21 protein-coding genes and 1 tRNA gene are annotated in these 23,177 nt (G+C 58.0%); 12 read left to right on the top strand and 10 right to left on the bottom strand.

The genetic code is table 11. From position 1 onward, the window contains the following. Positions 1–85 (bottom strand) — tRNA-Leu (locus MB824_RS10700). 191 nt (positions 86–276) lie between these two features. On the opposite strand from MB824_RS10700, the gene rdgB reads away from it, so the two are divergent. Both rdgB and MB824_RS10690 read left to right on the top strand, forming a co-directional pair. Further along, a complete protein-coding gene (rdgB, locus tag MB824_RS10695) occupies positions 277–882 on the top strand; it encodes an RdgB/HAM1 family non-canonical purine NTP pyrophosphatase (protein ID WP_238748524.1) in 606 nt (201 codons plus the stop codon). A gap of 251 nt (positions 883–1,133) precedes the next feature. Next, complete coding sequence (locus tag MB824_RS10690; RefSeq protein WP_238748523.1) at positions 1,134–1,964, top strand: factor H binding family protein; 831 nt, start codon at positions 1,134–1,136, stop codon at positions 1,962–1,964. An 81-nt stretch (positions 1,965–2,045) separates the two neighbouring features. Here the strand turns inward: MB824_RS10690 and MB824_RS10685 are convergent, their stop codons facing one another. The 3 genes from MB824_RS10685 to MB824_RS10675 all read right to left on the bottom strand — a co-directional run bounded on the left by MB824_RS10685 (position 2,046) and on the right by MB824_RS10675 (position 4,303). Next, positions 2,046–2,396, bottom strand: a complete 351-nt coding sequence (locus MB824_RS10685) for a hypothetical protein (RefSeq protein ID WP_238748522.1) — start codon at positions 2,394–2,396, stop codon at positions 2,046–2,048. A gap of 73 nt (positions 2,397–2,469) precedes the next feature. Continuing rightward, on the bottom strand, positions 2,470–3,672 hold the full coding sequence (gene trpB / locus MB824_RS10680) for a tryptophan synthase subunit beta (RefSeq protein WP_238748521.1): 1,203 nt from the start codon (positions 3,670–3,672) through the stop codon (positions 2,470–2,472). 43 nt (positions 3,673–3,715) lie between these two features. Beyond that, entirely contained in the window at positions 3,716–4,303 is a 588-nt protein-coding gene (locus MB824_RS10675; protein ID WP_238748519.1) for a uracil-DNA glycosylase family protein, read from the bottom strand. A gap of 174 nt (positions 4,304–4,477) precedes the next feature. Here MB824_RS10675 and MB824_RS10670 point away from each other — a divergent pair, with 174 nt between their 5' ends. The 4 genes from MB824_RS10670 (at position 4,478) to MB824_RS10655 (ending at position 8,697) form a co-directional block, all read left to right on the top strand. Continuing rightward, positions 4,478–6,598, top strand: coding sequence for a prolyl oligopeptidase family serine peptidase (locus MB824_RS10670; protein ID WP_238748517.1), 2,121 nt, complete (start codon positions 4,478–4,480; stop codon positions 6,596–6,598). Positions 6,599–6,929: 331 nt separating this feature from the next. Continuing rightward, complete coding sequence (locus MB824_RS10665; protein ID WP_238748516.1) at positions 6,930–7,097, top strand: hypothetical protein; 168 nt, start codon at positions 6,930–6,932, stop codon at positions 7,095–7,097. A 94-nt stretch (positions 7,098–7,191) separates the two neighbouring features. Further along, entirely contained in the window at positions 7,192–8,001 is an 810-nt protein-coding gene (locus MB824_RS10660; RefSeq protein ID WP_238748515.1) for a sulfite exporter TauE/SafE family protein, read from the top strand. 108 nt (positions 8,002–8,109) lie between these two features. After that, positions 8,110–8,697, top strand: a complete 588-nt coding sequence (locus tag MB824_RS10655; protein ID WP_238748514.1) for a biliverdin-producing heme oxygenase — start codon at positions 8,110–8,112, stop codon at positions 8,695–8,697. A gap of 122 nt (positions 8,698–8,819) precedes the next feature. On the opposite strand, the gene MB824_RS10650 is transcribed toward MB824_RS10655, so the two are convergent. Continuing rightward, positions 8,820–9,410: a TetR/AcrR family transcriptional regulator gene (locus MB824_RS10650; RefSeq protein ID WP_238748513.1), complete on the bottom strand. Its 591-nt coding sequence runs from the start codon at positions 9,408–9,410 to the stop codon at positions 8,820–8,822. A 217-nt stretch (positions 9,411–9,627) separates the two neighbouring features. Between MB824_RS10650 and MB824_RS10645 the strand changes: the two genes are divergently transcribed. From MB824_RS10645 to MB824_RS10635, 3 genes are all read left to right on the top strand, one after another. Continuing rightward, positions 9,628–11,688, top strand: coding sequence for a TonB-dependent receptor (locus MB824_RS10645; protein WP_238748512.1), 2,061 nt, complete (start codon positions 9,628–9,630; stop codon positions 11,686–11,688). A 311-nt stretch (positions 11,689–11,999) separates the two neighbouring features. Further along, the gene (locus tag MB824_RS10640; RefSeq protein WP_238748511.1) at positions 12,000–12,416 is read left to right on the top strand and encodes an extensin; all 417 of its coding nucleotides are present in this window, start codon (positions 12,000–12,002) and stop codon (positions 12,414–12,416) included. 58 nt (positions 12,417–12,474) lie between these two features. Then, on the top strand, positions 12,475–13,710 hold the full coding sequence (locus MB824_RS10635; protein WP_238748510.1) for an MFS transporter: 1,236 nt from the start codon (positions 12,475–12,477) through the stop codon (positions 13,708–13,710). Between the two features lie 78 nt (positions 13,711–13,788). On the opposite strand, the gene MB824_RS10630 is transcribed toward MB824_RS10635, so the two are convergent. The 5 genes from MB824_RS10630 to MB824_RS10610 form a co-directional block, all read right to left on the bottom strand. After that, entirely contained in the window at positions 13,789–14,364 is a 576-nt protein-coding gene (locus tag MB824_RS10630) for an opacity family porin (RefSeq protein ID WP_238748508.1), read from the bottom strand. A gap of 277 nt (positions 14,365–14,641) precedes the next feature. Next, on the bottom strand, positions 14,642–15,505 hold the full coding sequence (locus MB824_RS10625; protein ID WP_238748507.1) for a PHP domain-containing protein: 864 nt from the start codon (positions 15,503–15,505) through the stop codon (positions 14,642–14,644). A 157-nt stretch (positions 15,506–15,662) separates the two neighbouring features. Further along, positions 15,663–17,003: a GTPase/DUF3482 domain-containing protein gene (locus MB824_RS10620; RefSeq protein ID WP_238748506.1), complete on the bottom strand. Its 1,341-nt coding sequence runs from the start codon at positions 17,001–17,003 to the stop codon at positions 15,663–15,665. A 6-nt stretch (positions 17,004–17,009) separates the two neighbouring features. Beyond that, a complete protein-coding gene (queA, locus tag MB824_RS10615; RefSeq protein WP_238748505.1) occupies positions 17,010–18,053 on the bottom strand; it encodes a tRNA preQ1(34) S-adenosylmethionine ribosyltransferase-isomerase QueA in 1,044 nt (347 codons plus the stop codon). 217 nt (positions 18,054–18,270) lie between these two features. Continuing rightward, positions 18,271–20,658, bottom strand: a complete 2,388-nt coding sequence (locus MB824_RS10610) for a penicillin-binding protein 1A (protein ID WP_238748504.1) — start codon at positions 20,656–20,658, stop codon at positions 18,271–18,273. Between the two features lie 141 nt (positions 20,659–20,799). On the opposite strand from MB824_RS10610, the gene pilM reads away from it, so the two are divergent. The 3 genes from pilM to MB824_RS10595 are packed head-to-tail and all read left to right on the top strand — an operon-like array spanning position 20,800 to position 23,171. Continuing rightward, a complete protein-coding gene (gene pilM, locus MB824_RS10605) occupies positions 20,800–21,903 on the top strand; it encodes a type IV pilus biogenesis protein PilM (protein WP_238748503.1) in 1,104 nt (367 codons plus the stop codon). Next, positions 21,904–22,548: a PilN domain-containing protein gene (locus MB824_RS10600; protein WP_238748501.1), complete on the top strand. Its 645-nt coding sequence runs from the start codon at positions 21,904–21,906 to the stop codon at positions 22,546–22,548. Next, on the top strand, positions 22,548–23,171 hold the full coding sequence (locus tag MB824_RS10595; RefSeq protein ID WP_238748527.1) for a type IV pilus inner membrane component PilO: 624 nt from the start codon (positions 22,548–22,550) through the stop codon (positions 23,169–23,171). The genes MB824_RS10600 and MB824_RS10595 overlap by 1 nt, the downstream gene beginning before the upstream one ends. The last annotated feature ends 6 nt before the right edge of the window (positions 23,172–23,177 follow it).

Below are 23,177 nucleotides of genomic sequence, written 5' to 3'. Positions count from 1 at the left end.
TGGTGCGGACGGAGAGACTCGAACTCTCACACCTCTCGGCGCCAGAACCTAAATCTGGTGCGTCTACCAATTTCGCCACGTCCGCTGTGAAAAGCGGCGGATTATACGGAAGGGCGGCGGCTTTGCCAACCGTCGGGCGCTTTTTGTGGCGGCAGCGCTTTGGGGCGCTGGGCCGGCACGCTACAATGCGCGTTTTCCGTATTGGGCAAATCGACACCAAAGCAGCCTGAAAACGGTTTTCAGGCTGCCTGAAAGTCAGATTGAAAGAGAGAGACCATGTTTTCCAAAATCGTTTTGTCCAGTAACAACGCGGGCAAGCTGCGTGAGTTTTCCGCTTTGTTTGCCGGACAGGGCATCGAAGTGCTGCCGCAGTCGCAGTTTGCGGTGCCGGATTGCCCCGAGCCTTACGGCACTTTTGTCGAAAACGCGCTGGCAAAGGCGAGGCATGCGGCGCGCATCAGCGGCCTGCCGGCGCTGGCGGACGACAGCGGCATCTGTCTGCCGGCTTTGGGCGGGGCGCCCGGGGTGCGCTCGGCGCGTTATGCGGGCGAGGCGAAATCCGATGCGGCCAATAATGCCAAATTGTCGGCCGAAATGGCGGGGCAGGACGATAGGCGCTGTTATTACGTCTGCCTGCTGGTGCTGGTGCGCCATGCCGATGACGCTCAGCCGCTGATTGCCGAGGGTTTGTGGCACGGCGTGTGGCAGCAGCAGCCGGCGGGTGCGGGCGGATTTGGTTACGACCCGCATTTTTACCTGCCGCAATACGGCTGCACGGCAGCGGAATTGGCGGCAGAGCGCAAAAACGAAATCAGCCACCGCGCGCTGGCCTTGCGTGAGCTGCAGCGCAAGATGGCGGAATTTGCCGCAAGCGCTTCGTGATAGTTAAAAGCGTGTTGGCAGATAAGCCCCGTTTTCAGGCAGCCTGAAAACGGGGCTTAACGTAAATTTACCTTATGCGCCGTCAGAAATAGCCGGTTTGGCACTTTATAACCCAAACGCAGATGAAAAATTCTTTTTGGTAATAAGTTTGCGCTTGCTGTATGAATTTTTTTGACCTGGGTCATGAAAAAAATATCATGCGCTCGTTATACTGTAATGCGTTATCCGTCGTTTATTGAAAGGAGTTTTCGATGAAAACCAGTCACACGCTCGGCATGATTGCTGTTGCTTTGGTTCTGAGTGCCTGCGGCAGCGCGGGCAGAGGTTTGGGCGGTGCTTTGCTTAGCCCGTTTGATCCGAAACCGGGCGGTTATGCCACGTTGAATTTGGGCGGCGATAATGGCAATGCCATTATTAAGAAGGATGAAACCATCAGGATCCATGATGCGGAAAAAGGCGGAACCAAGTCTTATAACGCAAACGACAAATTCGATATCAGCCACAAAAAGCAAAACAAAATTACTTCTTTAGGTTTTGAATTGCTCAATGCCAATAAGCAGAAAGTGGAAAGCGGCGAGTTGGATATTTACAAACTGAGCTATTCCGCAGTGGTTGGCAAACGTATCCAAAAACGTTTTGATGGCACTACTGGGGAGGAAATCAAAAACTTTAACCCTTATTCCACGGTTGAGTCCGTGCAAGGCCGCTTTACCAAAGAAGCCGAGAAGCCGAAAAGCGGCATTGTCAATTACCAGGGCATTGCTTTTGCCGGTCAGGATAACCAAGGTCGTTTGAACTACAACATCAATTTTGGCAACAATACCGGCTCGGGCACGATTACCGGCTTGAAAGGTGAGTTTCACAAGCAAACCATCGAGTTGGCTCAGGCTGATCTGACCAAACGTTCCAGCAATTATTACGGCCTTTCGGGCGATGCCAAGATAAACGGCAACAACCGCGGCGAATATCATCTGAATCTTTTCGGCCCCAAAGCCGATGAAGTTGCCGGCCGTGTGAACATACGGGATCTTAACCAGAACACTTCCCACAGTATCGGCATCGGCGGCAAACGCACCAACTAAACCGCTGCGTATCAAACCAGAGGCAGCCTGAAAAGCGGTTTTTCGGTTTTCAGGCTGCCTTTTTGTGCTGCTTTCAAACTTTCAGGCTGCCTTGGTTTGATCGGGAATCTGCCATCGCGTTTTGGGAAGGAAAAAGTAAAGCGCCAGCCATGTGCCGATGGGAAAGCCCAGCAGCATAATGGCAAACACAATCTCAGAAACCTTGCGCGACCATTCGTATTTTTGCGCCGCACCGTAAGCCAGCAGCGCGTGCAGGCAAATGGGAAACGCGAAAAAAACCATGATCACAAATTGCGCGGGAGCATTGCCGGCGTTTTTTTGCATCAGCAACAGCGTAAGCAGCAGAAACAGCGTGTAAAAAATTGCCCAACCGATATGCACGCGTTTTAAGAGCAGGTGGTTGTCGCGGTAGGTGGTGTGCCATGTTGTCATCGTATGGTGCTCCTTAATGTTGAGGCAGCCTGAAACGCGGTTTATACGTTTCAGACTGCCTTTTTGCGCGAGATTAAAGCTCAATCCCTTTCAGTTTGGCCACGGTGTTGATGTCCTTGTCGCCGCGTCCCGAGAGATTGACCAGAATCACTTGGTCTTTGCCCATTTTCGGCGCGTTTTCCACCGCCCAGGCCAGCGCGTGCGAGCTTTCCAGTGCGGGGATGATGCCTTCGTATCGGCAGAGCAGATCAAAGGCTTCAAGGGCGGCATCGTCGTTGGCGGCGGTGTATTCCACGCGTTTGATGTCGTGCAGATGGCTGTGTTCGGGGCCGATGCCGGGGTAGTCTAAGCCTGCGGAAACAGAGTGGGTGCCGAGGATTTGCCCGTTGTCGTCCTGCATCAAATAGCTGCGAAAGCCGTGCAGCACGCCGATGGGGGCGCGGCTGGTAATCGGCGCGGCATGGTTTTTGGTATCGACGCCCAAGCCGCCCGCTTCCACGCCGACCAGGCGGGTTTGCGTTTCGGCGATATAGGGGTGGAACAGCCCGATGGCGTTGGAGCCGCCGCCGACGCAGGCGACGGCAACATCGGGTTGGCGTCCGATGGCTTCCTGCATCTGCGCTTTGGCTTCGTTGCCGATCACGCATTGGAAATCGCGCACCATTTCGGGATACGGCGCGGGGCCGGCGGCGGTGCCGATGATGTAAAAGGTGTCGTCCACGCGGGCGACCCATTCGCGCATGGCTTCGTTCATCGCGTCTTTGAGCGTGCGGCTGCCGCTTTCTACGCTGACGACGTTGGCGCCCAAGAGTTTCATGCGAAAGACGTTGGGGGCTTGGCGGATGATGTCGTCGGCGCCCATGTAAACATGGCATTCCATGCCGAAGCGGGCGGCGACGGTGGCGCTGGCGACGCCGTGTTGTCCGGCGCCGGTCTCGGCAATCACGCGCTTTTTGCCCATGCGGCGGGCGAGCAGGGCTTGTCCGATGGTGTTGTTGATTTTGTGGGCGCCGGTGTGGTTCAGGTCTTCGCGTTTGAGCCAGATTTGCGCGCCGCCAAGGTGCTCGGACAGGCGTTCGGCGTGGTAAACGGGGCTGGGGCGGCCGACGTAGTGCCGCAAATCCTGATGGAATTCCGCCCAAAACGCGGGATCGTTTTTGGCTTCGCGGTAGGCGCCGGCCAGTTCTTTCAGGGCGGGAATCAGGGTTTCGGAAACATAAAGCCCGCCGTGTTCGCCGAAAAAGCCTTGTTCGTTTGGTGCTTGGTAGTTTTGCATATTGGATTCCTTGGGTATGGGGGATGAAGGCAGCCTGAAAACTTTAATCCGCCAATCCGGCAGCCTGAAAAAATGCGCGGTAGGCGGCGGCTTTCTTTTCCAAAGCCAGCGGGTAGGCGCGGGAGGTGGAGGGCAGGCGGGTGAGCGTCAGTTCGCGGCCGGCGTAGGGAAAGGCGATGGTTTCGCCGGTTTTGGGCGCGGTGGTTTTCTGCGGCAGCATTGATACCAGTATTTCCGCCGCTTTGCCGCCGGTGGCGCCGATGGCGCGGCAGTCGGGCATTTGCGTCAGCACGGCGTCCAGATCGACCAGCTCCACCGGTGTGAGAAACTGGTCGGCGGCGTTGTCGCGCTCGCGCACGGCTTTGATCACGGTGGGGCAGGATGCGATGCCGCGCGCGTGCAAAAAGGCTTTGATTTTGTCGGCATCAAAGGCTTTTTCAGGCTGCTTTTGGAAATGGGCGGCGTCGTTGAAAAACACCAGGCCGAAAATCCGCCACATATCGTTTTGGAAATTGGGATAGTGAAAAGCCATCGCGTGTTTGTCGGCCTTGGGCGGGAAGGTGCCCATCAGCATCACGCGTGCCGAAGGCGGCAGAAGCGGCGGGAAAGGGTGGGTTTCGGCTTGCGGCATGGCGGTTTCAGGCTGCTTTTTCGGGTTTCGGGTTTGCACAGTTTAACGATTATAGCAGCAAGCGGCGGCGGGCAGCATGCTTTGCGGTGCGGGCTTTTCAGGCTGCTTGAAACGGAGGCGGGTAAAATTTTGTTATACTCGCCAGCCCGACCCCCGCAATGATTTGGAGAGACGATGAAAAAGACCTTATCCGCCGTAAGCCTGGCCGTATTGGCCGCCGCCGCACAGGCCGCGCCGCAAGAGCCTGCCGCGCAGGACGATCCGCACCTGTGGCTGGAAGACGTTGGCGGCGAAAAAGCGCTGCAATGGGTGCGCAGCCACAACGAAGCAGCGGAAAAACAGCTGGCGTCGCCGCAGTTTCAGGCGATTGAAAACGATATTCTGGCGGTGCTCGATTCGCAGGAAAAAATCCCTCACGTTGCCAAGCGCGGCAATTATTACTACAACTTTTGGACGGATCAGCAGCACCAGCGCGGCGTGTGGCGGCGCACCACTTTAGACGAATACCGCAAGCCGCAACCCAAATGGGAAGTGCTGCTGGATGTGGACGAACTAAACCGCCGCGAAAAGGAAAACTGGGTATGGCACGGCGCAAACTGCCTGAAACCCGATTACCGGCGCTGCCTGGTCAGCCTGTCGCGCGGCGGCTCGGATGCCGACGTTACCCGCGAATTTGATTTGGACAGCAAAGAGTTTGTCGAAAACGGCTTCTACCGCCCCGAAGCCAAAGGCTCGCTGGGCTGGATCGACCAAGAAAGCGTGTACGTTTCCACCGATTTCGGCGCCGGCAGCATGACCGATTCGGGCTACCCGCGCGAAGTGCGCGTGTGGAAGCGCGGCACGCCTTTGGCAGCGGCGGAAAAAGTGTTTGCCGGCGAGAAAACCGATATGGTGGTTGGCGGCGTGCGCAGCCACACCAAAGGCTATGAGCGCGATTTCATTGCCCGCACCATCGACTTTTACCGCGACGAACTCTATCTGCGCGACAGCGACGGCAGCCTGAAAAAAATCGAAGGCGTGCCCGATTCGGTGAAAAAGAGCGTGGTGCGCCAATGGCTGGTGTTAAGCCCGCGTGAAGATTGGAATTTCCAGGGCAAAACCTACAAATCTGGCTCCTATCTGATTGCCGATTTTAAAAACTGGATGCAGGGTAAGCGCGAAATCAGCGTGCTGTTCGAGCCGACTGCCGATACTTCGCTCGACGATGCGGTGTGGACGAAAAACCGCCTGGTACTCAATCTGCTGCAGGACGTGAAAAACCGGCTGGTAGTGCTGACGCCTGCAGGCAAAAGCTGGAAACGCAGCACCATCCAAGGGCTGCCTGAAAACGGCAAAATCAGCGTTGCCGCCGTCGATGCCGAAGAGTCCGACGCCTTGTGGATAGACGTCGGCAGCTTTACCGAACCTGATACCCTGTATCTGGCCGAAGCCGGCAGGCAGCCTGAAAAACTCAAAAGCGCCCCTGCCTTCTTCCCCGCCGCCGACTACACCGCCAAGCAATATTTTGTCCGCAGCAAAGACGGCACTCGCATTCCGTATTTCGTCGTCGCCCACAAAAACCTTAAAGCCGACGGCAAAAACCCGACCCTGCTTTACGGCTACGGCGGCTTTGAAGTGTCGCTCACGCCGCATTATTCCGGCAGCATCGGCCGCGCCTGGCTGCAGCGCACCGACGAAACCGGCCGCCACGGCGTTTATGTGCTGGCCAATATCCGCGGCGGTGGCGAATACGGCCCCGCCTGGCACCGCGCTGCGCTTAAGGAAAACCGCCACAAAGCCTATGAAGACTTTGCCGCCGTCGCCCGCGATCTGGTGGCGCGCAAAATCACTTCGCCCGAGCATCTGGGCGCGCAGGGCGGCAGCAACGGCGGTTTGCTGACCGGCAATATGCTCACCCAGTATCCCGAGCTGTTCGGCGCGGTGGTGGTTCAGGTGCCGCTTCTGGATATGCAGCGCTACAACAAACTCTTGGCCGGCGCTTCGTGGATGGCGGAATACGGCAATCCCGACAAACCGGAAGAATGGGCGTACATCCGCACCTTCTCGCCTTATCATCTGTTTGACGCGGCGAAAAAATACCCGCCGGTGCTGTTTACCACCTCCACCCGCGACGACCGCGTCCACCCCGGCCACGCGCGCAAGATGATGGCGAAAATGGAAGCGGCGGGCAAAGACGCGCTCTATTACGAAAACGTCGAAGGCGGCCACGGCGGCGCGGCCAACAACCGCCAGCGCGCCCATATGAACGCCCTGTCTTTCTCCTTCCTGTGGCAGAAGCTGGGCAACCGCAAATAAAAAGTAGCCTGAAAAAACCGCAGCCGGCACCATGCCGCTGCGGTTTTTGTTTGTCCGTACCCGTTTCAGGCTGCCTGAAACTTTACACAAACGGCTGCCAGAAGCGGGGGCCCAAGCGCGGGGGCTGCCGGCTAAGGCACTTAAGCAAAAAACGTTTTCAGGCTGTCTTGGCGCCGGTTGCTTATAGTGTAAATTAATCTTTACAATTTAGCGAAATTTAACTATTATTGCCATAACGTAAATTTATGTTTGGCATTAGGCACGCGCTTTGCTTAATACATCACATCCAACCCTATGATTAAAGTCAATAACAATGATTTTTACTGAAGATATGACCAAACATCCTTTCTCCGACGAAGAAGACGACGAAATGCCGCCGTTGCTTCTCGATCCCCAATCCGATTCCGAACCGCGCGGCAGCATCGTGCCGGCCCTGCTGTTTGCGCTGGTGTTCGCCCTGGCCATGGGCGGCTATCTCTATTTTGTTGTCGGCGTATAATCGGCACTTTCCGCTTCCCCGCCGCAGGGTAGGGCGGCGCCGATGGTTTTGCATGCGGCAGGCAGCCTGAAAGCCGCCGCCGGGAAATAGAGATATGTGGACTTTGGATATTTTGCTGCCGCTGTTCGCCGTGGGCGCAGCGGCAGGTTTTATGGCCGGCCTGCTCGGCGTGGGCGGCGGCACTTTGATTGTGCCGATCGTGCTGTGGCTGCTGGCCAAACAGCAGCCGGATACCGCCCACAGCCAGCATCTGGCGGTCGGCACTTCCTTTGCGGTGATGGTGTTTACCACCTTTTCCGGCGCGCTGGCGCAGCACCGCCGCGGTGCGATTGACTGGCGCATTTTGCGGCGGATGTCACCGGCGATGGTGGCCGGCGGCATACTCGGTTCTCTCGCCGCCCGCTATATTCCCGCCTGGCATCTGAAGCTGGTGTTTATTGTGTTTCTTTATGTGATGTCGCTGCAGATGATGCTGCGCCTCAAACCCAAGCCCAACCGCGAAATGCCCGGCCGCGCCGCCACCGGCGCCGTCGGCACCGCCATCGGCGTGCTTTCGAGCTGGGTCGGCATCGGTGGCGGCTCGCTGTCGGTGCCGTTTATGCTTTACTGCAATGTTCCCGTTTTGCGCGCCACCGCCACTTCCACCGGCCTGGCCTGGCCAATGGCGCTCTCCGGCGCAATCGGCTACCTGCTCTCCGGCTGGGGGCTGGCCGATCTGCCTGCCGGCAGCGTCGGCTTTCTCTACCTGCCCGCCGTGGCCGCGCTGGCGGCGTGTACCGTTTTGTTTGCCCCGCTGGGCGTGCGTGCCGCCCACCGTCTGCCGGCCGATGTTCTGAAAGCCGCGCTCGGAATGCTGATGTTTGTGATTGCCAGCCAGATGCTGTTCAAACTGGTGGCAGCCTGAAAAAATCATGTAAAGGAAGCGTAAAAATGCAAAATCGGGTATCATGGCGCCGTTTTGCGTTTCAGGCTGCCTGAAACATTAACTAACCGATATTAAAAAGGATTTTCAATGACAACTGAGCAACCTTTCGCCCTCTATCTGAAAGAAAACTGCCGCACCACCCACGACAGCGTGGACAACCTGGTGATGTCGGTCAAACCCTTCGATACCCGCGAAAACTACATCCGCTTTTTGCAGCTGCAGGCGGTGTTCCACAAGATCGTTGACGACATCTACAAAGACCCCGCGCTCAACGAAAAAATCCCCGGCCTGGCCGAGCTGGCGCGTTACGACGACGTGCTGCTGGACATGAAAGACATCGGCGGCAGCGAAAAAGCCATCAGCACCGCGATTCCCGAACCCAAAGGCATGGAACGCTTGGGCTGGCTTTACTGCGCCGAAGGCTCTAATCTCGGCGCCGCCTTCTTGTTTAAAGACGCGCAGAAAAACCTGGGCTACAACGCCGAGCATGGCGCCCGCCACCTGGGTCCGCATGCCGACGGCCGCGGCAAACACTGGCGCGAATTTGCCGCCAAGCTCAACGATCTGGGCATCGAAGGCGCCGACCGCGAAACCGCGCTCAAAGGCGCATTGGAAGCTTTCGCCTTTTATAAAGTCCTGCTGCGCGAAATCTTCGAGCTGCCTGCCGCCGCTTAATCCGGCTATACACCCTAGCAAAAGCAGCCTGAAAACCGTGAAAGCGGTTTTCAGGCTGCCTTTTTTTGTCAAATAACACAAAGCGTTTTCAGGCTGCCATTCTCTAAAAGCAGCCTGAAAACCTATCCGCTTGCGCCGTGCTGCGACAAACCGTAAAGCACCAGATGCAGCACGTCGCGGCGCAGCTGCTGCGACTGGCCGGCGTAGTGCGCGGCCAGGGCGGGGTGGCGGATTAGTGCGTCCATTTCGCGGATATAGAGTTCGATCAGTTCGGCCGGCAGTTGGGCGGCAATCAGGCCGCGCTGTTGCAGGGTGTGGAAAAAGCCGCGCATAAAGCGGTATTTTTCTTCTTCCATCTCGCGGAAAAAAGCGATCAGCTCCAAATCGACGGCTGCGGGAATGTCGCGCAGCACCGCTTCGGAATACAGCTCGGCCAGCGACTGCTGTTGCAGGGCGTGAAAGCCTTCGAGTATCGCCGCCAACGTGCCGCCGCTTTCGGCCAGAGCCTGCAGCGTCTGGCGCACCTGCTCTTTCTGGCGGGTGAACACGCTGCGGATCAGCTCGTTTTTGTCGGCGTAGTATTTGTAGAAAGTGGGGCGGCTGACGGCGGCGGCGCGGCAGATTTTGTCCACGGTTACGGCGGCAAAGCCGTGCGCGTGAAACAGGGTGCGGGCGGTGTCGGCCAGCAGTTCGGGTTTGCTCGGTTTGGTCATGGTGGGGCAGGGCGGGCAAATAGCGGGCTTGTAGCAGTTTTGCGCGGACGTGGCAAGGCAGCCTGAAACGGGTTTTAACTTCGTTGAAGCTGCGCTTTCAGGCTGCCTTTGCTGTTTAAAAAATGCGAATCGCTTGCATCGTGGCGCCGGCTCCGTCTATAATTTACAAAATTTGTTTGTATTGTGTTAATTTGTAAATTTTCAGAAGGGGAGCGCTATGTCGAAAACTGCTTTGAAACGTTTGTCACTGATGGCCGGGGCGCTGTCTGCGGCGCTGCCGGCGCTGGCGGACGATGCCGCGAGTGCGCCGGCGGCGCAGGAATACACGCAGGAATTGCCGGAAATCGTAGTCTCGGGCGAGCGCACCCGCCGCAGCAGTTTTGAAACCGCCACCGGCCACCGCGTGTTTACCACGCCCGATATCGACCGCAGCGGCCACAATCTTTCCGCCACCGACGTGCTCAAGCAGACGGTCAATACCGTCGATTTGGGCAGCGGCAACGATTTGCCCACTGTGCGCGGTGTGGACGGCTCGGGGCCGGCTGTCGGCGCGGTAGCGTTTTTTGCCGGCACGCGGCCGCGTTTGAACCTTTCCATCGACGGACGTTCGGCAACCTATAACGAATACGCTTTCGGCACGCAGTCGCTGTGGGATATGCAGCAGGTGGAAGTGCTGCGCGGGACGCAGAGTAATGTGCGCGGCCAGCACGCGGTGGCTGGGGCAGTAAGCATGCGCTCGAAAGACCCGACGCCGTATTGGGAAGGCGCGCTGCGGCTGGGATTGGGCAACCAGAAAACCCGCAACGCCGCCGCCGTCATTTCCGGCCCGGTTGTGCAAGACAATCTGTCTTTCCGCCTGAGCGCCGAGCGCCAGCAGCGCGAAAGCTACGAGCCGTTTGTGCGCTACGAGCCCACCGGCAACCCGCGCCGCGTGGAAAACACCAATGTGCGGCTGAAACTGCTTTACGCCCCGGCCGCGCATCCCGAATTCCACAGCCGCCTGACCTACAATCACATCCGTTCGCGCGCGCCGCAGAACGAAATTCTCGGCAACACCGCCAGCCGCCGTTTCCTTAAGGAAAAACCGGTATTCGTAACCGGCTCCAACGCCGTGATTTGGGACACTTCGTGGCAGGCCGCCGACAATCTGCGTCTGGAAAACAAACTCATCTACACCCGCTATACCAACGAGCGCCTGCACCTGCCGATGGCCGTCCATCCGCAGGGCGTGCCCGCCGGACTCAAAGGCCGCGAAATCCAATGGGAGCCCAGCCTGCATTGGAAAACATCTTCAGGCAGCCTGAAAGGCCTGGCCGGACTGTATTTCTTCCGCAGCACGCAGGACGAATGGGTGGATATCCGCGCCGTCGGCGGCCACAACAGCTTTAACGACAAAAACCGCGTCGCCGCCCTGTTTGCCGAAACCGACATCCGCCTTGCCCCGCAATGGCGGCTGACGCTGGCCGGCCGCGTCGAACACGAAAGCCATCAGCGCCGCGGCGGCAGCGGCGCCCTGCATCTGGATTTGGACAAAGGCCAGACCGTGTTTCTGCCCAAAGCCGAAATCGCCTACCGGCCAAACGATCAGTTCAACACCGGCATCAAAGCCGCGCGCGGCTACAACCCCGGCGGCGCCGGCATCACCTTCGGCCGACCGGTCCAAACCTATATCTACAAACCCGAATACGTTACCAATCTCGAATGGTTTGCCCGCTGGCGCAGCGCCGACAAACGGCTGACACTCGGCAGCAACGTCTTTTTCAACCAATATAAAGACATGCAGCTGCCGTTTTATCTCGGGCCCAACTCAGTCGTGATCCGCAACGCCGACAAAGTCCACACCCACGGCGCCGAGTTTTCCGCCGACTGGCAGCCGCTGGACGGCCTGAAACTGCACGCCGCGCTCGGCCTGCTGCACAGCAAAATCAAACGCTACCCCGGCAGCGGCATCGAAGGGCGCAATCTCGGCCGCGCCCCCAAATACACCGCCAACCTCGGCGCCAGCTACCAGCATCCCAGCGGCTGGGAAGTCGGCGGCGACGTGCGCTTCACCGGCCGCTACTACTCCGCTGCCGACAACGCCGAAAGCGGCAAAATCGGCGCCTACAGCCAAACCAACCTCTACGCCGCCTACAACTTTAAACACGGTCGCGTCTCGCTGTATGCCGACAACGTCTTCAACAGCCGCCGCCCGGTCTTTATCTCCACCGCCGACCGCCTCGATGCGCTCTACCAGCGCCCGCGCAGCATCGGCGTCAGCACGGAAGTGAAGTTTTAGCCGCCGTTTTCAGGCTGCCTGAAACCCAGTCGGGCAGGGCAGCCTGAAAAAAGCCAAAGCAGCCTGAAACCGCCTATGTCGCACTCCCTCTCCTGCGCCTAAGCGCGGGGGAGGGTTGGGGAGGGGGTGGCAGTTCGCAGAACTGCGCTTGCCGCCGAAGCCCGCAAACGTTTCCGCAGCAGCCACCGCCCCACCCTAGCCCTCCCCCGCAGGCGGGAGAGGGGACGCAGCAGCCCGATGCGTTGCAGACAGCTTCCAAGCCAAACCAGCCTGAAACCTGCCCGACCGCCAACCCGCACAAGGAAACCCATATGCCCTTTTTCACCCCCGTCAAAACCCTGCCCGAAGGCACGGTTTACTTTACCGATCTCACTCCCGTGCGCGATTTTGCCGACTGGCTGGCCGAGTTCGACGTCCTGTTGGACAAGCACCAAGACAGTCTGTTTGCCACCGTCTGCGCACCGATGCGCCTGCAAAAGAGTGACGAGCAGCGCATTGCCGACCGCAAAACCTATCTGGCCTGGATTAAAGCCCGCCAGCCGCAGTTGGGGGCGCGCTGCATCGCCATGCTGCTGATCGAGCCCGACCCGCCGCAGCTTGATCTGATGCGCGAGCAGTCGTCCAAACTCGCGCCTTCGCTGGGGGTGAACTATATCGTCGAAGCCGACGAAACCGCCGCACTCGAACGCGCCGAAGCCGCCCTGAAACAAGCCTTTCAGGCAGCCTGAAAGGCAGAAAAACAGGCAGCCTGAAAGTTTCAGGCTGCCTTTACCGCAAGGAAAGCCCATGTCCGAATCCGCTCCCGCCCGCGCCCCTGCCCGCAGCGACTGGCTGCTGCTGGCCGTGGGCAGCATCTACAAATTCACGCTGGTCGCCTTTTATCTGATCACGCTGATGACGGTGCTCAAACACGGCGACTACACCCTGAAGCAGCTCAGTTGGGTGCAGCTGATCGGCGGCATCGAAGCGGCCAAAGTGCTGTTTGCCGCGCTGATGGACGGCCGCCGCAGCGCGGGCGGGCGTTTTCGCCCGTGGCTGCTGGGCGCGGCACTGGCGCTCTCGGCCGCCTTTGCGCTGATGGCGGCGTATGACGTGCGCCAAAACTTCCCGCTGCTGCTGGTGCTGTGTGTGGTGCTGAGCTCATCGGGCACGGTGTACGGCTGCGCCATGCTCGGTTTGAGCTGCGTGGTGCTGCCGCCGCGCGAGCGCGGTTTCGGCGGCGTGGTGCAGACCATGGCCGCGCGCACGGGCAAAGTAATCGGCGGCGCGGCGGTGACGTGGGTGTCCCAGCTGGCCGGTTTTCAGGCTGCCTGCGGCCTGATGCTGGTGCTGACGCTGGCGGTGCTGGCGCTGGTGTGGCACTACCGCGAACCGGCAGGCGGACACAGCGGCGGCGGGCTGACGGCGCTGGCGGCACGTTTTTGGAAGTTCTGGCGCCAGCCGCACACCGGCTGGCAATGGTGCGCGCTGCTGTTTCTGCTCACATTGCCTTACGCTTTTTGCGCGGCGACTTTTGTCACGATGCTTGCCGATTTCGGTTTTACACCGGTGCAAAGCGCCAATATTCTCAGCATCGGCATTCCCGCCGCCTGCCTGATCGTTACCCCGCTGGCGGGGGCGCTTGCGCGCCGCATCCCGCGTCGGCGGCTGTTTTTCGTGCTGTATGCGCTGCAGCTGCCGCTGCTGGTGTCGATGACCCTGCCGGCGCAGGCGCTACAGTTTGCCCGCTGGCTGCCGCCCGCCCAAATCATCGCCCTGAGCCTGGCCTACACCCTGATGATGCCGGTGCTGCTGGCGCTTTTGATGGACAAGTCCGAGCGCCAAACCGCCGCGCTCGACAGCAGCCTGCAGTTTTCGGTGATACTCGTGGGCAGCTACGCCGCCGGTTTCGCCGCCCTGCGTATGGCGCAAAACTGGGGCTATGCCAGTGTTTACCAAACCGCCGTGCTGCTGGCGCTGGCCACCGGCGCGATGCTGTGGCGCTACCGGCAGTGGACGCCGCAGAACGATCCGGCAGCCTGAACGGCAGCCAAACGCCGGCGCAAAAAAGCAGCCTGAAAAGCAGAAAATGCTTTTCAGGCTGCTTTGGGCTAAGGGCGCTTAGAACTTCACGCGCACGCCGCCGTGCAATTCGTTGCTGTGGACTTTGACGCCGTCGAATTTGCCCCAGTAGTTGCGGCGGTAGCCGGCATCCACGGCGATATTGTCGCTGACGTTGTAGCTGGCGCCGACCATCGCGCCCACGCCCAGCTTGGTTTTGCTGTTGTGATCGCTATAGGAATAGCCGGGAGCGGATTCGCTGTAGTCCGAAGAGATGCGGTTCAGAGCCAAACGGGCGCCGACATAGGGTTTGACCGGCGCGTCGATGTCGAAATCGTAGATGCCGGATACGCCGAGACTGCGGTTTTTCAGACGCAGGTGGTAGCGCTCGTTGCCGTCGCTGCCGCTGGCATTCAGGTTTTTATAGTGGGTGTAGTCGGCGGCAACGCGCACGCTGCCGAAGTCATAACCACCGGAAATGCGCGGGCTGAAGCCTTTTTCGGAGAGTTTTTCGCCGTCTTCTTTGGCGTGCACGCCGGCATAGCCGACATCGCCTTGCACGTAAAAGCCGGGGCTGCCGGCAAAAGCGGCGGCAGAAAGGCCGGCGCTCAAAACCAATACGAGTACTTTTTTCATGTCTGATTCCTTGGTCGAAAATAAAAACTGCCGGCCGCTCGGCTGACACGCTTGCAGCCCTGAAACAAAGGCAGCGCGGCGCATTCTACGCAGTGTGGCGCCCGCGGGCAACGGCAGGGCGGCACTTTGGCCGCGCCTGTGGCAAAAAACGCAGCAAAGCAGCCTGAAATCCTTTCAGGCTGCTTGGGGCAGGCAAGAGCAGACCGTGTGCAAATCAAAAGCAGCCTGAAAACGCCCCAAACGGCTTTCAGGCTGCTTTTTGCTGCGGCAAACGGCTTTACTGTGCCGTATGGTTTTCAGGCTGCCTGAAAGGCGGGCGCAGGTGTTGCCAGATCGGGTCGCAGTCCGGCGGCAGCTCGGGCAGTACACCGAGGGTGCCGCCGTAGCCCTGCGGGCGGTGAAAATCGCTGCCGCTGCTGGCGAGCAGGCCGTAGCGGCGGGCGAGCAGGGCGTAGTTCATGCGCTCGTTCATCGGCGAGCGGCCGCTGTGAATTTCGATGGCGCGGCCGCCTTCGGCCTTGAATTCTTCGATCAGCCGGCGTTTGGCGGTGGCGGAAAAGCCGTAGCGCATCGGGTGGGCGATTACCGCGATGCCGCCAGCACCGGTGATTGCCTGCACGGTTTCGGCCAGTTCCGCCCACTGGTGGCGGACATAGGCGGCTTTGCCTTCGCCGAGATATTTGTCGAAGGCCTGCTGGGTGCGGCTGACGACGCCCTGCTGGCGCAGAAACTCGGCGATATGGGTGCGCGACACGGTTTCCGGGCTGGAACTGAGCGCCAGCGCGCCTTCGTAGGCGCCGAAAATGCCTTTTTTCTCGAGCTTGGCGGCGATTTGGCGCAGGCGCTCTTCGCGGCCGCCGCGCAGTCTGGCCAGCAGGCTTTGCAGATTGGCGTCGTGTTCGTCGAAATCGAGACCGACGATGTGGACGGTGCTGCCGCGCCAGCTGGTGGAGATTTCGACGCCGCTGATTAGGCGGATGCCGTGTTGCGCGGCTTCGGCGCGGGCGGCGGCGATGCCGCCGGTGTGGTCGTGGTCGGTGAGCGCCAGCAGGCGGCAGCCGTTGGCGGCGGCCAGGCGCACGACTTCCTGCGGCTCGAGGGTGCCGTCGGATACGGTGGAATGGCAGTGCAGATCGATCATGGTTGCGGGGTGCCGGCAGCTTGAAAGCCTTTCAGGCTGCCTGAAAAGATGGGAAAAGCGGCAGCCTGAAACGGCTTTCAGGCTGCTTTGGCTAAGACTCGGCAGCGTTTCGATGTTTCCGGCGCCGCCGCCGCGCGCCAAGATGGCGAAGCGCTTTTCAGGCTGCTGCGGCGTTTTTCAAAACGGCGGCCAGATCGGCTTGGGCGCCGGCGCGGGAGGACGGGCGGCCGTCGCCTTCGGGATTGCAGGATGACCATTCGGGATGGCGTCGGGCACGCTGTAGCGGCGCGGGCAGTTTTTCAGGCTGCCACGGTGCGCGGCCGCCTTCCAGCAGGATGTCGCCGCTGCCGGCATGGCCGCGCGACTGCAGTTGCGTCAGCAGCTCAAGGCTGCGGGCGGCGAGCAGGGTGAGCGCAGCGGCGTCGATATACAGGGTTTCGGTGCCGCTGATTTTGTCGGACAGGGTTTGCCAGTTGGGCAGTACGCCGCCGATCAGCCCGCCGATGGCGGCGCCCATGCCCAGCGAGGTGCCGAGAGTGAGGGCATCGACGCCCAAGCCGATCAGGGCGCCGGCGGCGGCTCCGGTGCCGGTGCGGATGCCGTATTCTTTGAGCAGCTCGCTGTCGAAAGGGTCGCGGCGAAAGGCGTTTAGCGGCGCGTGGCTGCTGTCGGTGCGGCTGCGGTAGAAGCGGTAGAGGTCGAGCAGCTCGCGCTGCAGCGCCGCTTCGCCGTCGCGCACCTGCTGCTGCATCTGCGCCTGCGCGCTTTCTGCCTGCAGCGGGTCGTCGAGTACGCGGCGGCAGGCGGCGGCGTCCAATAAAAACGAGGCGATGCTTTGGCGCGCTTGGCGGTCGAGCGCCTGCCAGTCGTCGCGGCGGCTGGCGGCCAGGCGGCTCAGACTGTCGCGGCCGGGCAGCATGGTCGCCAGGTTCTGCCACAGCCGCATCTCGCCTTCGAAATCGAAGGCAACGGTGTCGAAACTGCTGCTGACGTGCAGGTTGCGGCGGGCGAGCATCTGCCGCCAGGCGTCGGTGTCGCTGCCGCGGGTGAAGTTGAACACCGGCATCAGCGGTTTGGCGCACCATGAGAGCACGGTGAGCTCGTCGCGGTATTTGGGCAGCACCGGCTCGCGGGCGTCAATTACGTATAAACCGCAGTCGCTGGCCAGCAGCTGGCGCAGCACTTTGGCTTCCTGCGAAAAGGCTTCGGCGGCGGCGTCCGAATCGAGAAAGCGGCGGATGCGGTCGATGCCTTCTTCGCGAGAGGAGGTGTGCTCTTCCAGCCAGTCGAGCAGGCCGCCGGCGTCTTCCAGGCCGGGGGTGTCGTAGAGCAGCAGCAGGGTTTCGCCGCCGGCGCCGATGGCCGCTTCTTCAACGTGGCGGGTGGTGGCGGCGGCGTTTTGCACTTCGCCGAAGGCATCGTCGCGCAGCAGGGTGCGCAGCAGGGAGGTTTTGCCGGTATTGGTGTGGCCGACGACGGCGGTTTTGAGCGGGTTCATGGTTTTTCAGGCTGCCTTTTGCGGTTCATCCGCCAGGCCCAGCAGCATGGCGTCGCCGTAGCTGAAAAAGCGGTAGCGTTGCTCGACGGCGTGGCGGTAGATTTCGCGGATGCGATTGCTGCCGGCAAAGGCGGAAACCAGCATCAGCAGCGTGGATTTGGGCAGGTGGAAGTTGGTGATCAGGCGGTCGGCCACGCGGAAGCGGTAGCCGGGGGTGATGAAGATGTCGGTGTCACCTTCGCCGGCTTTCAGGCTGCCTGAACGGGCGGCGGATTCGAGCGCGCGTACCGAAGTGGTGCCGACCGCCCATACGCGGCCGCCGCGTTCGCGGGTTTGGGCGACGGCATCGACCACGCTTTGCGGCACTTCGTAAAGCTCGCTGTGCATTTTGTGGCCGGCGATGTCGTCGCCGCGCACCGGTTGGAAGGTACCGGCGCCCACATGCAGGGTGATTTCGGCAAACCGCACGCCTTTGTCGCGCAGCTTGCGCAGGATTTCGTCGGTAAAGTGCAGGCCGGCGGTGGGGGCGGCGACGGCGCCCTGGTGTTTGGCATAGACGGTTTGGTAGCGCGCTTCGTCGTCGGCGCCGGCTTCGCGGCGGATATAGGGCGGCAGCGGCAGGCGGCCGTGTTCTTCGAGCAGCTGGTAAACGTTCAGGCTGCCGGTAAAGCGGATTTGGAACAGCTCTTGGGCGCGCTCCTGCATCACGGCTTCGATGCCGCCGTCAAACAGTAGGCGGGTGCCGGGTTTGGGCGGTTTGGACGCGCGGATGTGCGCCAGCGCGGTGTGCTCGTCGAGCACTCTTTCGATCAGCGCTTCGATGCGGCCGCCGCTTTCTTTGCTGCCGAACAGCCGGGCTTTGATGACTTTGGTGTTATTGAATATCAGAAGGTCGCCGGCGGCGATGTAATCGGTGATGTCGGCGAACACGCCATCCTGCAGCGGGGTATCGGGCAGGGCGGCGAGCAGACGGCTGCCGCCGCGCTGCGGCGGCGGGTATTGGGCGATCAGCTCTTCGGGCAGGTGGAAGTCGAAATCGGAAAGTTTCATGGCGGGCGGGAGAGAAAAAGGGCGGATTATAGCCTGTCGATACGGCAGACGGTTTTTCAGGCTGCCTGTTGCTTGAAGGCAGCCTGAAAAACCGTCCGGCGGATATGGGCGGGCGAAACTGCGGCGCTTTGCTTGCGTGCCGGCAAACGGGGCGCGGCGTTTGAATCAAGGCAGCCTGAAAAAGTTTTCAGGCTGCCTGTGTGCGGACGAAAGATGTTTAGAACAAATCGTCGATGCTGTCGCCGCCGCCGTCGCCGCCGCGTTTGGGGTTTTGCGGAGTCAGCGGGCGCTCGCCGGTGGTGTCGGGCAGGGCGGGCAGGCTTTCTTCGCTGTCGTTTTCGATTACTGCCGGTTTCGGCTTGGGCGGCTGCACCATTTCCGGATTGGGCGTGCTGTTGTCCAGGGCTACGCTGCTGCTGGTGCTCTGCTGCTCGCGCAGGAAGAGTTCGCCGTCGCGTTGGACGACGCCGGAAGGTGTTTTGAAGCGCTCTACCGGCTTGCCTTTGAGGGCGAAACGCATGTAGTCCACCCATACCGGCAGCGCCAGGGTGCCGCCGAAGGCGCCGCGACCCATATTGACGGGTTTGTCGTAGCCGATATAAACGGCGGTAACGATTTTGGGGGTGTAGCCGACGAACCAGGCGTCTTTAAAGTCGTTGGTGGTACCGGTTTTGCCGGCGATGTCGCTGCGGCCGAGCGCGGTGGCGCGGCGGGCGGTACCGTGCAGGACGACGTCGCGCAGGATGGAGGTCATCACATAGGCGTTACGCGGGTCGATAACCTGCGGGGCGTTTTGTCCGGCCACCAGCGGGTGCATTTCGGCGCGCAGATTGCCTTGGCTGTCGTAGATTTTGTCGATAACGTAGCCGGAAACCTTATAGCCGCCGTTGGCGAATACCGCGTAGCCTTCGGCCATCTGCAGGGGGGTGGCGGAGCCGGAGCCGAGGGCGATGGAAAGGGTGGTCGGCAGCTGGTTGGATTTGAAGCCAAAGCGCATGGCGTAGTTGCGGGTGTAGTCCACACCCATCGCTTGGGCAATGCGCACCGATACGGTGTTTTTGGAACGGGTCAGCGCCTGGCGCAGGGTAATCATGCCGGCGTAGCTGCCGTCGGAGTTTTTCGGCTGCCAGCCGCGGATGTTGATCGGCGCGTCGTTGACCAGCGTTGCCGCGGTCATGCCTTTGGAAAGGGCGGCGGAATAAACGAAGGGTTTGAAGGTGGAACCGGGCTGGCGGATGCTTTGGGTGGCACGGTTGAAGCTGCGGCTGTGGTAGTCGTAGCCTCCGACCATGGCGCGGATGGCGCCGGTTTCGGCGTCGAGCGATACCAGAGCGCCTTGGACATTAGGCTGCTGCACAACGGTAAAGCGGCCGTTTTTGGTTTTGGCCACACGGATCAGCGAGCCGACTTTTAAGGCGCGATCGCCGAGTTTTTTGCTGTTGACGGCACCGCGGGCAATGCCCATTTCCGCGGTGCTGAGTTTGGCTTTTCTGCCGCCCTGCATCTGCACGGTAATGCCGTTGCCGCCGGCCTGCGAAATAATCGCCGGGATCATGCCTTCAACGGTATAGGTGTTTTCCAGATACTGTTCGATTTCGTCGTCCAGCTCTTCCGCGGGAACGCCGGCCAGGTCAAACTGCTGCTCGGCACCGCGGTAAGCGCGGCCGCGGTCGAAATTCGACAGGGCCTTGCGCAGCGCGGCGGTGGCGGCTTTCTGGTGGGCGATGCTAACGGTGGTGTATACCTTGAAACCTTGGGTATAGGCGTCTTCGCCGTAACGGTCGTAAAGGTTTTGCCGCGCCATTTCGGCTACATACAGCGAGTTTTGGTCGATTGCCATGCGGTAGCGCTCATAGTGCAGCTCTTCGCGCAAAGCCGCTTCCCGCTGGGCCGGCGTAATCATGTTGAGTTCGACCATATTGTCGAGAATGTATTTCTGGCGCAGTTTGGCACGCTCGGGATTCACAATCGGATTAAAGGATGAGGGCGCTTTGGGCAGGCCGGCCAAAATGGTGGCTTCGCCCAGCGTCAGATCCTGTACCGGTTTGTTGAAATAGATTCTGGCCGCGGCGGCAAAACCATAGGCGCGCTGGCCGAGATAAATCTGGTTGAAGTAAAGCTCGAGAATCTGGTCTTTGGTCAGGTTCTTCTCGATTTTGTAAGCCAGAAGCGCTTCGTTGAATTTTCGTGTCAGCGTACGTTCGTTGGTGAGATAGAAGTTTCGGGCAACCTGCTGGGTAATCGTACTGGCACCCTGGCGGTTGCCGCCTCTGATGTTATTCAACGCAGCGCGCGCAATACCGGTTAAGTCCACACCCCAGTGTTCGTAGAAGCGTTTGTCTTCCGCTGCAATCACGGCATTCGTCAAAATTTTTGGGAACTGGTCAATTGTTGTAAAGGCGCGACGCTCGTCGCCATAGGTGCCGATGACCACTCCATCTGCTGAATAAATAGTCAGTGGCTCCTTGGGCTGATAGTGTTTAACTGCATCTAATGCAGGCAGTTTTGGGTAAGTTACCAGTACGGCTACGGTTAACAAACCAACGGCAAATAAAAATAGACCGAAGGTCAGACCGAGTAGGGTAGTAATCAGTTTTTTAATCATGATTGTCGGTAAAAGTTAAGAAAGGGATATCTCTATTTTTAAAATAAAGTAAAATAACTCATGTGTTTTGTTATTCCGGATTAGACGGGAATTTCAGCCAGCTATTATAAATGTTTTAGCAAGCGGTAAGGATTTAAAATCATGCGTATGAAAAAATCAAAAAATACAAGCAGTAACAATACATCCAGCTTGTCTGGTCGTACTGTTATCGGCTTGGACATCGATCAGGGAGCCGTTAGGATGGTGCAGCTCTCGGGTAAGGGAGCAGGACAAGCCCAAGTGGATAAGTATGCGATTGTGCGGTTGCCGGCAAATGTTGTCAGCGGTAACGAGATAGTTGATTTTGATCAGCTTGTCGCTCACTTGCAACAATGTTACAACAAGTTGAAAACGAGCTGTAAGCGGGTTAACTTAGCTTTACCCGCAGGCGCGGTTACTATTGATGAAGGTATCCGTTTTAATCCGAATGACGGCGATATCTCTTTACAGAATCTGATTGAAGCTGAGGTTTCCCGTATTGGCGCTTTGGATGAGATGAATTACGACTGGCAGGTTCTTTCGCAAGACGGCCGAAGTGGTGAGCAGAGCGTATTGATGGTGGCTGCCAAAACGGATGATGTGAACCGTTATTCCGATTTGCTGGATGAAATTGGTCTGACAGCTATTAACGTCGATGTGGATCTGTTTGCAATCGCTAATGCTTTTTCTTATGCAGACTCTATTGATTCCGGAGAGTTTGCTCATGAAAGAATTGCATTGTTTGACGTAGGTGACGTTAACACCAAAGCCTTGATTATGGAGAATGGCCAAATTCTTTATAAACATGAAATGAACTTTGGTTTGGAACAGCTTTTGCAACTGATTCAACGGACTTATCAGGTAAGTGAGTCTGAAGCGTTAAATATGGCTCTGTCCGGTAGAAATCGTCCTGCAGATTATCAAGTTTCCGTAATGGATAACTTTAATATGCAAATTGCTCAAGAAGTGCAACGTACCATGCAGTTCTTCTTTGCAACGCGAAATGTTGGCCAGTCTGAGGTCATAAAACAGATTTTCATTAGTGGTAGCGGATGTATTCCGCAGTCAGGTCTAACTGAATCGGTATATGCCCAAACAGGCGTAATGACTCAGCAGATTGCTCCGATTTCATTTGCAATAAGCAAAATTAAAGATGGTGCCCAATTTGCTAGCGATGAAAATTCACTAACAAAAGCATTTGGTTTGGCGTTGAGGGGGTTGGTATAAATGAAACTGATTGAAATTAATCTGCTTCCGTATAGAGAGCTGAAGGAGCAGAAACAGAAGAAACAATTTCAAAGCCTTATGGTTTTGGCCGGCATCATAGGTGTGGCTCTTTGTGTCTTAGTTTACTTGGGGCTTACTGCCATGATCTCCGATCAAAACAATCGGAACGAGACCTTAACAACCGGTATCCAAGCCTTAGATAAAGAAATCGAGGAAATTAATAGGCTAACCGAAATCAAGAATAATTTCCTTCAGCGTAAGCAAAAGGTTGAGGAATTAGACAATAAGCGGTTTGAGGGTGCGCGTATTATTGACAGCGTAAACCAATTGGTTCCCGATGGTGCTTATCTAACGGAATTGAAAGGTGGCGACAGCAATAACGGTCAGTTAAGCAAAGAATATATTCTGATCGGAAAGGCAATAAGCGATAATAAAGTTGCCATGTTTATGAATGCACTGCCTAGTACTGGTGTTTTTGAACAGCCGGAATTGGTTGGAATTGAGAAAAGCGATGATGGACAGAAATTCACTTTGAAGTCTGTTTTAGTTGAGAATCAGATTATTAGAAGTAATAATGATCAGGCGACTTTGCCCGCTTCGAGTCCTGCGTCTGCAGCTGAAGCATCAACAGTAGGGGGTCAATGATGAGTAAAGGTTTTGATATCAATAGATTGCATTTGCAAAATAAACCAACCCAAATTTTATTTGCTCTTGTTTTAATAGTCGTTTTGCTTGTGCTGGGTTATTTGGTTGTATTTAAAGATCAGTGGGAAGAATATCAGACTGCTAGTGCCAAAGAAGTTGAATTGCGGCAAGAGTATGAAACTAAAGCCCTAAAAGCTGCTAATCTGGATAACCTGAAAATAGAGCTGGAAGAGTTGGAAAAAGCAATTGCGGTATTGTTGAAACAATTGCCGACAAATGCAGAAGTGCCCAATCTGATTCAGGAGTTACATCAGGCTGCGTCTAAGAATGGTTTGGTAATGGATAAGGTTACGCCGCAGGCTCCTGATACTGATGGACCAATCCAAAGACTGCCATTTTCTATTTCGGTAACTGGTAGCTACGACCAGATCGCTCAATTTGCACGAGACGTAGGACATGTTTCTAGGATTGTTACTTTGTCTAATATTACTTTGAGTAGTAATGATGAAAAGAACAAAGGAAAGTTGTCTTTCTATGCTTTAGCAAACACTTATAAGGCATTGGATGTTTCTGAGACCGCCTCTGATGTTGCTAGTGGTGTGGCTGCATCATCCGTTCAATAAATTTGA

It is taken from the genome of Kingella pumchi, from assembly GCF_022288825.1.
In the GTDB taxonomy this organism is placed as follows: Bacteria; Pseudomonadota; Gammaproteobacteria; order Burkholderiales; family Neisseriaceae; genus Kingella_D; species Kingella_D pumchi.
This window is presented reverse-complemented; position numbering and strand designations above follow the sequence as displayed.